The following is an 11,954-nucleotide window of genomic DNA, read 5'->3' as shown; positions in this document are numbered from 1 at the left end:
ACAAAAGAAGGCTCCCATATCGGGAGCCTTCTTTATCAATGAGATATATATTCTTATTTATTCTTGTTTTGTTGTGCTTGTTGTTGTGCACGCATCATTTCTTCCATTTTGGTTTGGAAACTTGACTTTTTCTCAGTTTTAGGATTCTTTTTATTTTCCTCTAGTTTAGCTAAGATTTTATCATCATTTACCATTGAACGAATAACCAACTGGGTTAAAAATGTAAACAACGCACTTAAGAAGTAATAGTAGTTCAGACCAGCAGGGAAGCTATTCAGGACAAAGAAGAAAATTAAAGGCATGATATAACCCATGTATTTCATTTGACCAGTAGCACCTGATGTGGCATTGTTATACCAAGTCGTCAACAATGTTGTTAAGGTCATCAGGATACACATCAGAGAGATGTGGTTGAATGATCCAAAAATAGGTGCGAATGTAAACAAGGTATCATATGTTGACATATCTTTCATAAACAAGAAGCTTTGTCCTCTCAATTCAAATAAATTTGGAAAGAAATAGAAGAAAGCAATTGTGAATGGCATTTGCAGGATAAGCGGAAGACAACCTCCAAGTGGATTTACACCTACCTGTTTGTACAGTTTCATCTGCTCCTGTTGCATCAACATTTGATTGTCTTCGCCGACTTTAGCCTTGATCTCGTCCAATTGCGGTTTTAATACACGCATTTTGGCCATAGAAACATAAGACTTGTAAGTCATTGGAGAAAGAACCAGTTTTAACAATAAGGTAAGCAACAAGATGACAATACCATAGCTCATATGGAAACCATCCAGGAAGTTAAATGCAGGTACGGTAATCCATTGATTGATCCAGCGCATAGGTCCCCAACCCATATTAATGATGGATTGATAATCATTACCTTCAGCTTTCAATACATTGTATTGGTTAGGTCCAAAAAAGAAATTCAATGAATAATTGTTGTCTTTATGGTTGTCAAAAGCCAACTCAGCATTGGTATTGTAGAATTTTACAACATCATTTTCTGTTGCATGTTTTACATCAATTTTTGCATTGACGAATCCATCTTTAGCATTTAGGATGCTGGAGAAGTAATGTTGTTTGAAAGCGATCCATTGTACTTTCTTTTCCAAGGCTTCATCATCATCCTTGGATTCAGATAAATGGTCTACTTTATTGTCTTCTTTATAATAGAGTGTGGACTTTTGTCTTTCAGATTCAATGTTCTGTTCTTTTTGTCTCAGGACAGTATTCCAATTCAAGGTCAAAGTCTTTTGACTTTGTGGAATTAGGTTCTGGATTCCCTTTGTGTTGACGTCCAGACCTACATTATAGCCTTTTCCAGCAATAGAATATACATATTCAATATATTGGTCGGCGCTGTAATTCAGCTTGAACTTCAGCGATTGTTTTCCTTCACCAGAAACTTGGATATCCGAAGCTTCAGTTGTAAAGAATAAATCGTTTGTTGAGACATTTTGTCCTGCCGCATTGAATTGAAACCCAAATTTATTGTCTTCACCTTCAAAAAGCATTAAAGGTTTTCCATTGAAGTTCTTTTCACCTTTTAGCTCGACTGACTTTACTTTTCCACCCTTTGTGCTGATTTTGGCAATGATGGATTCATTTTCAAGTGTAATGATTTTCTCTGTTCCAAATTTTGATGCACCAAAAGGTTTCTTCAGTTCAGCTGAATCAGCAATCGCTGCTGTTTGTACTGTTTTAGCCTTTGCAATAGAGTCACTTTCCGCAGGCAGTCCTTTTTCTGTTCGAGCTTTTGCGTCTTGTCGCGCTTGTTCTTGTTTGATTTCTGATTCTGAAGGCTTCATCAGGTAAAATGAACCAGTGATGATAGCGAACATCAGGACCAAACCAATTAGGGTATTTCTATCCATTTTTAATAATTAAACTTATTAATTTTATCCTTCTAATTCTACTTTGATTTCTTATTTGCCAAAGCAGCGGCTACAAAGCTAACAAAAAGTGGGTGAGGATTTGCAACAGTTGACTTTAATTCTGGATGAAATTGCCCTGCAACGAAAAATGGATGATTTTTCAGCTCAACAATTTCAACTAAACCTGTTTCTGGATTAAAGCCAGAAGCGATCATTCCTGCTGCTTCATATTGTTTTAAATAAGCATTGTTGAATTCATAACGATGGCGATGTCTTTCTGAAATTCTTGATTTTCCATAAATGGAATAAGCTTTTGTGCCTTTTTTAATTTCGCAATCATATGCTCCTAAACGCATCGTTCCGCCCATATTGGTGATGTTTTTCTGTTCTTCCATCAAATTGATGACCGGATTGCTTGTGTTTGCATCCATTTCAAAGCTATTAGCATCTGTTAAGCCCAAAACGTTTCTGCCAAATTCGATGACAGAACATTGCATACCTAGGCAGATACCAAAGAAAGGAATATTATTTTCGCGTACATATTGGATCGAATTTAATTTCCCGTCTAGCCCACGTTCACCGAAGCCAGGTGCAACCAATACACCATCCATGCCTTTTAGTTTTTCAGCAACATTTTCTTTTGTAACACTTTCAGCAGCGACGTAGCTTACTTTTACTTTGCATTCATTGCTGGCTCCAGCATGAATAAAACCTTCTATAATGGATTTATATGCATCAGGGAGCTCTATATATTTTCCGACCAAGGCAATGTTGACCTCGTTGGTTGGATTTTTGAGCTTGCCCAAGAAGTTTTTCCAATTTTCCAGATCAGGTTCATTTTTACTGGAGAGCTTCAATTTAGTTAATGCTGTTTTATCCAAGTTTTCCTTCAACATCAATAATGGGACATCGTAAATTGTCGAAGCGTCGATCGATTCAACAACTGCATTGATGTTAACGTTACAGAATTGTGCTAATTTTTTACGGATTTCCTGAGAAAGTTTGTGCTCGGTACGACAGACAAGAATATCGGGCTGTACACCATATTCCAATAATGTTTTGACCGAATGCTGTGTAGGCTTAGTTTTAAGCTCGCCGGCGGCGGCTAAATAAGGAACTAGCGTCAGATGTATAACCAGCGAATTATTCGCTCCCAATTCCCAACGTAGTTGTCTTACAGCTTCGACAAATGGAAGCGATTCAATATCACCTACTGTGCCACCTAATTCAGTGATGATAATATCATATTCACCCGATTCACCTAATAATTGCATCCGGCGTTTGATCTCATCTGTGATATGAGGGATTACCTGGACCGTTTTTCCTAAATATGCACCTTCGCGTTCCTGTTGAATAACATGTTGATAGATACGGCCAGTTGTGACATTATTTGCTTGTGAAGTGGGAACATTCAAGAAGCGTTCATAATGCCCCAAATCGAGGTCAGTCTCGGCTCCATCTTCAGTCACATAACATTCACCATGTTCATAAGGATTTAAGGTTCCTGGGTCAATGTTGATGTAAGGGTCAAATTTTTGAATAGTCACTTTGTAGCCACGCGCTTGGAGAAGTTTAGCAAGGGAGGCTGCAATAATACCTTTCCCTAACGACGAAGTAACGCCGCCCGTAACAAAAATATATTTAGTCATAACAATTAAAGGATTTTCAATTTTATGTGGTCAAAATGACCAATAATAGTTGCTCTATGTACGGGATACAAAGATAGTGTTTTTTATTCAAATTATAATTGAAGATAGCGTGAATATATAAATTAAAAATAAATATTCCCCTGACTATCGATCGTTAATTTTTGTTTAGGCTGCGATTTTGATTTGATTTCAATGCGATAGAAATTACGGGCATTGGAAAAGATGAGTTGGTACTGTTTGCCTACAGTTTTAATCTCAGGATGTACTTTGGCCAATTCCGTGAGTGAAGTTGCATAGCGTTTGTTCATATTCTTATAAACCTGTTGCAGGTAAAAAATATTCCAGGCTGTTTTTTCAAGTGTTAAAAATTGCTCGTCCAAAAACTGTTGATCTTCCTGATCCACAAATTTGATATGTCCCCACCGTTCAGGGAAATGCATATTGATCAAGCCGATAGGCGACCATACCCAATTTTCTTCTGGAAGAAGCTTGCCTGAATTATCTTTTCTTTTTACATAATTTTTCCCCTTGATGTCGTAGTGCCATTGGACACGGGAAAAATTTATCTTCCACACTTCATTCGCCTTGATTTGATTTCCTTCACCAAAGGATTTTAAACTTTTGACGGGAATTTTCATCTCAACAGTCCAAAATTTATCCCTATCGGTTGGATTGTTGATCGTCCCTGAATGGTATACAGCGCTTTCAATACCTTTTGTGTCCCAATTTAAATTGGCTTTCCCGCCAAACCGATAAGGTTTGGTCATGAGTAGGTCCATGATCGTGTTCAAGGCATTGACTTCAATTTCAATATATTCCGGAGATTGCAGATTGGGTTTTAAAAAAACTTCAAAGTCATTATCGTGATAAATAATGGTATCCTTCTGTTTAAGATAACCATTGATATGAGATTCTTCTAATTTGGCAAAAAGGTAAAGGTTTTCGTTGTCCCAAAGCATCTTAATACGGGTTTCAAGTGCTGGTTTAGGTTTGCTTATACCCTCAATATCTTTAAATGCAGTTGTCCACGGCGCATTTGCCCAGGCGTTTTCCATGTCCTTACCATCAATATCGATTAGGCTTTGTGATTTTTTGACATAATATGTCTCGGGCGTCGATTGAAGTTGTAGGTAGTCCTTTACGTTTCGCTGAGCAAAAACAATACTGGTCTGTAGGGAAAGAGCAAGTATAAAAAAAATAGTTTTCATCAAGATATTGTATGTCTATTAGTCACCAAGAAAGTTTGTGTAAGTACGCTTATTATGCTGTCTATATACATTTTAAACTTCCATTGATCCTTATGTTAAAAGTAAGTAAAATGTTTTAGCTAGACAAAGAACTGGTATTTTTTTTGTAGCTGGGGCTCAATTGTCTTAAGTTTATTACACTTGTTCTTGTATGGTCAGTCAAGTGGTAGGAGAGGGAGTGTATATTTGCCTTGGTAATGACAGGATTGAGAAATAAAAAAAGGCTTTGAATTTCATCAAAGCCTTTTTTTATGCTGTGGTAGTCGTAATTAGATTCTCTTTGATTTAATACGAGCAGCTTTACCAGTAAGGCCACGTAAATAGAATAATTTAGCGCGACGAACTTTACCGTAGCTGTTTACTACAATTTTTTCAATATTTGGTGAGTTTACAGGGAAAATACGTTCAACACCTACACCGTTTGAGATTTTACGAACGGTAAAAGTAGCGTTAGCACCTTCGCTGTTTAATTGGATTACTACACCTTGGTACACCTGAACACGCTCTTTATTTCCTTCGCGAATTTTATAATGAACGCTGATGGTATCTCCGGCTTTGAAAGCGGGAATTTCATTTTTTACTACCGCTTGTTCTTCTACAAATTTTACTAAATCCATGATTTCGAGTAATTATTAACGATTTATATCCTGTAAAAATCGGAATGCAATATTACGACTTATTTTTTGAATATGAAAATAGTTTTTGAAAAAACTATCGACCGATATTCAAATCGGATGCAAAGATATGAAAATGAAATTGATAATCTAAAGTTATTTTGAATATTCCTTTATAGCATCAATTGACCGAGTTTTTAACCGGATTATCTTGCTTGAAAGGGGGATCTTTAAAAATATTGTGCAATTAATCAGTTATTTACTGGGAAAATAACTTGAAGGTCTTGACAAAATGAAAAAATGATTCGATCTTTGTGCCACACAAAAACAAAGGTGATACCTTTTCGGGGTGTAGCGTAGCCCGGTATCGCGCCACATTTGGGATGTGGAGGTCGTAGGTTCGAATCCTGCCACCCCGACAATAAAGCTCTAACGAAAGTTAGGGCTTTTTTTGTTTCTAGACCGGAGGAGAACCTGCGACCTCTTGAATGTTCATTGGTTCGATCCGGAGGAGGCTCAGGGGCAACTAATTGTATTCATTCAATTGCCGATAAGGAACAGAAGAATAGGTGAATTGTTTTATCTAGCCCAATATCTTGACGTTTCTAAATTGCGGAAACGAGGAAGATATGCTATGTTAATTACCTTTTTGCTTCCAATTTTTCCTGCGGATTACCTAAATTGTGGTTAGAATTCTTTAGTTTTGGCTATACTAGTAAGGGAAAGATTACAATATTACCTCCTCGGCAAGGGAGCGTTTGGAATAACTCAGAAACACGGACGAATAATGATATTGAAAGAAAGAGTCGGTTACATCTACCCAAAATACCTGCTTACCGGGATGCTTTCAGCTTTGCTGGCTACCGGATACGCGCAGGAAGTAGAGAAACAGCAGAAAGAGCAACAACTTGGTGAACAGCTGGATGAAAGGCAAGTTACAACGATGGATTCCATTGATGTCATACGCGATTACCGGCCGTTGTTGGCCGATGCCGTAAAGGTTCGGCGAAGCCCAGATATGCAGCATATCAACCGGGAAGCAATTGAGACGGAGCTGCGTAAGATTGCAACCGCGACCTATTTTGCAAGGAAGCCATTCAAACAAGCTTATTATCATGAGTTACTTAAACGGCATCCAAATGCTTTGCGAAGTAATATTGATAATTACCGCATCAGCTATCTGGCCTACCAGGCTCACGAATACCCAAGAGCGACCTCCATTTTGGAGTCGCTGGAAGCTTCGGATGCCTTTTACCAGGGTTCGATCATGACCTTAGGTCACATTGCCCTGGAAACCGGTGACAAGCAATCGGCACGAAATGCTTTTGTCAAAGCGATGAAACTAGATTTCGACCCGAAAGTCAAAGCCGATGCGTTATTTAACTATGCTAAAGTCCTATTTGCAATGGACTCAGCTCAAGCCGCTCAAAAGGTCTTGGAGAAATATATCGCTCAGGAATATGAGGGGCGCGATCCAGCTACCGAGAAGCAAGAAAGTCCCGAAATCCTATCCGCTGCCGTCCTGTTGGGAACCAGTAATTTCCATGCAGGAGTAAGTCTGTTGGAATCAATGAAGAATAGGGACGGGGAAGCTGATGCGACCTATCAGAAGGCAACGTATTATCGGGGATTGGAGTTTTACAACGAGCGCGCTTTTGAAAATAGCATATCCATGTTTATGCGATCTGAAAAATTCCCGATTGATGCGGAAATGGCAGCGTTGGCTACGTATTGGAAAGCAGAGGCCATGTACGAAGTGCGCAAATATGGAGAGGCCGTGGAAAACTTCTCCCGGTTCCTTCGGTTGCCTGCCGCACGTAACAATGCGGTATACAATTATGCAAATTACGGACTAGCCTATGCGGCCTTCCGAAGTAACAGTTTTGGTATGGCGGCCGATTATTTTGAACGCTTTTTGGCTGCCGGGGGAGGCTCTGTGGATGAAAAGATAAGGTATGACGTCATCGCACGTCTAGGCGATTCATATCTGACCATGCGCGATTACGGCCGGGCCAACCAATACTATGATCAGCTGATCAACAGCAAAGCGCCCAATCAGGATTATGCCTTGTTTCAACGCGGTATCCTCTTTGGATTACAGGGCGACAATGAAACTAAGCTAAGTACTCTGCGGTCCGTTGTGAAGCAATTTCCTGCTTCAAACTATGCCGATGACGCAGCCTTTGAGATCCCGTACACCTATTTCACCACGGGAGATTATGATAGCGCCATTGAAGGGCTGCAAGGGATGATTGAAAAGTATCCCCGCAGCAGCTATGTTCCCCGTGCATTGATGACCATCGGGCTTGTACAGTATAATAAAGATGAGCCTGAAGCGGCGAAGGCCACCTTCCAAAGGGTGGTGGAGAAATATGCCAGAACCGCTGAGGCCGAGCAGGCAATGCGTTTCATTGAAAACATCTACCTCGATCAAGGGGATGCTTCGAGCTATATTCGTTATGCGGTTGGCACCGATATCAGTAACCTGAGCCCTGCGGAACAGGAAAACATGGCTTTCCAAGCAGCCCAGTCCTTATTTGCCAGAGGAGAATACGGCGCGGCTGTGGAGGCGATCAACGCATATTTTGATAAATTTCCGAAACCCAGGCAAGAAAAATACGCCCGTTACATTCGCGGGGTGAGCTCGTACCGTACCGGACATCCACAGGAAGCACTACACGATCTGAATATCATCCTGAACGACTGGACGAGCAAGTATACAGAAAATACCCTGCTGACAGTGGCTGCGTTATATCTGGACTTAAAGGAATACAACGAGGCCATTGTGCACCTCAAAAAACTGGAACTTAACGCAGAATACAAAAAAAACTATGGTTACGCGGTAACGAACCTGATGGTCTGTTATTTCGAGCTCGGTGATATGGAACAGATGGCCAAGTATGTGCAGCTGATAAAGGAGTACACTGGGGCAACAGAGGATGAAATTGCCAAAGCACATTTATACAGCGGTAAGGCCTTTTTGCTGGAAAAGAACATAGCGTCTGCCATGAAGGAATTTAATCTGGCCGCACTAAAGAGCCAATCGGCAATTGGTGCAGAAGCAAGATACCGTGTGGCACAGCTGCAGTATGATAACAAGGAATACGATAAAGCCCAGGAAACAGCCTTTGATGTGATCAACACTCGGGAGGATCATGAATACTGGGTAGCCAAGAGTTTCATATTGCTTGCCGATACTTATGCGCGTAAAGGCAATGCTTTCCAGGCGAAAAGTACCTTGAAAAGTGTGATTGAAAATTATGAAAAAAAGGACGATATTGTCCCAGCAGCAAAAGAACGTTTACAGAAATTGAACAATAAGTAACAGCAATTTTTAATGATTGAAAAAGCGCTAACGAAAGTTAGCGCTTTTTTGTTTAATCCTAACTGTCAATAAACGAAAAATCAATACATCATTGCAGTTGCATTTCTGAAAAAAAATGACATCTTAAGATAGAAAATGTTAGAAAGGAGAGCTCCTCACAAGGAGAAGCTAATCTCGTTCAATTTGCTGGATTGCTAATGACGGCTCAGACAAATGCTTTTTTAATTTCCTGATTGGCAGATATGTAAATACAATTGATAGTACACCTGCAAGAATAGCGTCCAGAATAGCCATTGCAGTTGCATTTAATTTGTAATGCGTAGACATACTATATTGTGCCAATAGCAGGCATGCCAACACAAGTAAGCCTGTTACGAAACCATGGAGGATACATAGCTTCGTCATAAATCTATTCTTGTTCAGCTCGCTGTTTACGATTAATTCGATGGATTCCTGTTCGATGGCCGCGATTACCCGCTTGATGATATCCATGGTAAGGACGACCGGTAAAAATATGGCCATGGGAAGCGTCAAACGGGCCAAACTTTGAGGTCCAGCAAAAAAATGGGTATATCCAATTTCCTGAAAGCTGGCATAAGCCACCAGGAAATTGAAGAATACATTGGGAAGTATATAATAAATCGCGCGCTTTCTTAAAAAGCGATTAAGTGTTGTTTTTTTTATTTTCTTGGGGTGAGCAAGTTTTGTCATGTATAATACTATAATGATAAGGTCAAAAAGCCGATAGCCTTATCTTTTATTTTAATCGCTTCTTCTTTGGGTAGGAAATCTTCATTGGACATAAACGTAAAATCCATTTGCTGATTGAACGTTGTTGTGACCAAGGTGTTGGAATTCAACCAAGGGAAAGCTACTGTTGGACTGTAGAGGGTTTCCAAGGTGAATTTCTTGTACACATTTGGCATCTGGATTTTACCCATATTGGAAAGTGTGATGTCATGCCCTCCTGGACTAGATTTTAGCATAGTAATCATGCGCTCCACCAGCGGATGCATCTGCTCGCCCATCCAGAGTAGCTCCTGCGCATTGACTTTTTCCATTTTCTGTGCTAGTTCTGATTTGATGGCATTCGCATTGGCCAAGATATTCTCTGTCCCCTTTTTAAGGGAAAGTTCCACCGTTGGTGCAAATGCGAACATATGGTCCTGTTTGATCTCTGGAATAAAATGGCGTATATCAACAGGACTGATCACTTTATTTTTTGCCAACTTACCCCGTACCTCCCTAAAAGCCTGCATGAATGCTGTACATAGGAATGCATGGACCGAAATACCTTGCGTTTTACAGACTTTGGTTAGGGCCACCGTTGTTTCCGTATCCAGTTTCCAATGAATTGCATAGTTCTTCCCTGAATTTCTTTTTCTGCTCTTCCGTTGCAGGAAAAAAAAGAGTCTTGCCAACAGTAAATAGCGTTTAGCTTTACGCGATTTTTTCCGTGGCTCAAAGTCCTGCGGAAGGAAATCATTAACCGATTTAAAAAGTGGGTAGGGCTGGAGTTCCTGATTAGGGGTATCCAGTAAGCTAAGGAGCTCCCGCATCAACGTGACAATACTGGTTCCATCACAGATACAATGCGGCAATACCCAAAGCAGTTCCGATACATCTTCGCCTTTGATCCAGACCAATTGAGCCAGTGGCTTGTTGTCCGTATTAAATGGATGATACCATTCGCGCTCTGATATGATTAGCCAGTCCTGCTCCGTTTTTCGTTCAACGATTTGCAGTGGAATAGATTCCATGCCTTCCTTGACAACAAAATGGGGCTGTTTGGTATCCATTATCTCTATAACCGAGCGGAGCAAAGGATGTTTCCGCTGAATTTTTGCCAGGGCATTCCGAATATGTTCTTCAGCGATCTCCCCTTGGATCTTAGCCGTAAAGACACAGTTTAAAGGTGTTTCGGGATCAACATACATGATCCTTTCCACCAGCGTTAATTTCCGTTCGATCATGATGCCTCCTGATAATCTAATTGCTGCTTGATGCGATCTATGATCTCATCACGGATAGCCAAGGCTTCTGTCTCTGGCAAATAGCCTTCGCTTCCCATAAAGGAAAAGTCCATTTGTCCACGAAAGGTAGAAGTGACTATGGTCGTCGTATTGCCCAATGGTCCAATAACGGATGGACTGAAAATGGTCTCCAGGCTGAATTCCTGATATTGATCAGGGATCTGTATGCGCCCTAAGTTAGAAAACATGCAATCGTTGGATGACTTACCTCGTTTTAAAAGTCTGGTAAAGTTCTTCAGTGCATCATGCGCCGACTCCATCACCATCATGGTGATATAAGGATTGAGTTTCGCTGTTTTACGTTCGACTTCATCTTGCATCAACCGAAGATTATCCAAAAAGCTTATTTTCTGATTCGATGACATGACGATCATTAGCCCGAAAGCAAAAATATGGTCATCTTTAATCTGTGGTGCAAAACGTCTGATGTCAACAGGACAGGAAACCTTATTGAATGCTGCTGAGCCACGTACTTTTTTAAATGCCTCCAATACTGTTGCACCTAAAAAAGTGTTGACAGTAACTCCCAAAGATCTGCAGTGGGAAATCAGCTGCTTGCTGGTGGTTTCGTCCAACTTCCAATGAACCAGATAGTCAGACTTTCTGTCAATCGCCTTTTTACTGACCGGAATACATTTTATCGCTAAAGCTGCTAGTCTGCCAATGGCTTTTGCCTTAAATCGCTTCTTGCCATTCTGTAAAATATGGGCTGGTACCACATCCTGGATACCGAGTATCGGGCTTTCCAGTCCGATGTCTGCAGCAGCATTGTCCAATACCTTTAGAAATTCATATAACAACGTCATTGCAGAGCCACCATCGCATAGACAGTGATGAAATACAAAGAGCATATCAGAGACTTCTTCACCTTTAATCCAGACAAACCGGATTAAAGGTGTGGTCGTGTAATCAAAAGCGGAATGCCATTCCTGTTTAGACTCCTCTTGCCACTGTTCTTCATGCTGTCGCTGTACTATCCGTAACGGAATCGATACGGGGAATGCCGGAATTTGAAACCATGGTACATTCTGCTCATCATATTGGATGAGCGCCCGTAGCCAAGGATGTTTTTCCTGCAAACGGCTCAATGCATATTGGATGTCTTCTTCGCTGAAAACGCCACGTAGCCGAAAGGGTATAACCGCGTTGAAAGGCTCAGTTCCATCTCCCAACAACATGCGTTCCCCAAACAATAATTTTCTCTTCATC

Annotated in this window: 8 protein-coding genes and 1 tRNA gene; 2 read left to right on the top strand and 7 right to left on the bottom strand. The window is 40.5% G+C overall.

Annotated elements, in window-relative coordinates:
• Positions 1 to 53: 53 nt before the first annotated feature.
• From yidC to rplS, 4 genes are all read right to left on the bottom strand, one after another.
• Positions 54 to 1,877, bottom strand: a complete 1,824-nt coding sequence (yidC, locus tag HX021_RS10525; RefSeq protein WP_286590223.1) for a membrane protein insertase YidC — start codon at positions 1,875 to 1,877, stop codon at positions 54 to 56.
• Between the two features lie 38 nt (positions 1,878 to 1,915).
• Entirely contained in the window at positions 1,916 to 3,526 is a 1,611-nt protein-coding gene (pyrG, locus tag HX021_RS10520) for a CTP synthase (RefSeq protein ID WP_286590221.1), read from the bottom strand.
• A 122-nt stretch (positions 3,527 to 3,648) separates the two neighbouring features.
• On the bottom strand, positions 3,649 to 4,734 hold the full coding sequence (locus HX021_RS10515) for a carbohydrate-binding family 9-like protein (protein WP_286590220.1): 1,086 nt from the start codon (positions 4,732 to 4,734) through the stop codon (positions 3,649 to 3,651).
• A gap of 308 nt (positions 4,735 to 5,042) precedes the next feature.
• Entirely contained in the window at positions 5,043 to 5,390 is a 348-nt protein-coding gene (gene rplS, locus HX021_RS10510; RefSeq protein WP_209581561.1) for a 50S ribosomal protein L19, read from the bottom strand.
• Between the two features lie 342 nt (positions 5,391 to 5,732).
• Between rplS and HX021_RS10505 the strand changes: the two genes are divergently transcribed.
• A tRNA-Pro gene (locus tag HX021_RS10505) sits at positions 5,733 to 5,806 on the top strand.
• A gap of 368 nt (positions 5,807 to 6,174) precedes the next feature.
• Positions 6,175 to 8,712: a tetratricopeptide repeat protein gene (locus HX021_RS10500; RefSeq protein WP_286590216.1), complete on the top strand. Its 2,538-nt coding sequence runs from the start codon at positions 6,175 to 6,177 to the stop codon at positions 8,710 to 8,712.
• 168 nt (positions 8,713 to 8,880) lie between these two features.
• Here the strand turns inward: HX021_RS10500 and HX021_RS10495 are convergent, their stop codons facing one another.
• From HX021_RS10495 to HX021_RS10485, 3 genes are read right to left on the bottom strand one after another with little or no spacing between them, the layout of a single operon-like run.
• Positions 8,881 to 9,423 (bottom strand): hypothetical protein, encoded by a 543-nt coding sequence (locus HX021_RS10495; protein ID WP_286590214.1) that lies wholly within the window; start codon positions 9,421 to 9,423, stop codon positions 8,881 to 8,883.
• An 8-nt stretch (positions 9,424 to 9,431) separates the two neighbouring features.
• The gene (locus tag HX021_RS10490; RefSeq protein ID WP_286590212.1) at positions 9,432 to 10,685 is read right to left on the bottom strand and encodes a condensation domain-containing protein; all 1,254 of its coding nucleotides are present in this window, start codon (positions 10,683 to 10,685) and stop codon (positions 9,432 to 9,434) included.
• Entirely contained in the window at positions 10,682 to 11,953 is a 1,272-nt protein-coding gene (locus tag HX021_RS10485; protein ID WP_286590210.1) for a condensation domain-containing protein, read from the bottom strand. The genes HX021_RS10490 and HX021_RS10485 overlap by 4 nt, the downstream gene beginning before the upstream one ends.
• Position 11,954 lies beyond the last annotated feature (1 nt).

Source organism: Sphingobacterium sp. N143, assembly GCF_030325625.1.
GTDB lineage: Bacteria > Bacteroidota > Bacteroidia > Sphingobacteriales > Sphingobacteriaceae > Sphingobacterium.
This window is presented reverse-complemented; position numbering and strand designations above follow the sequence as displayed.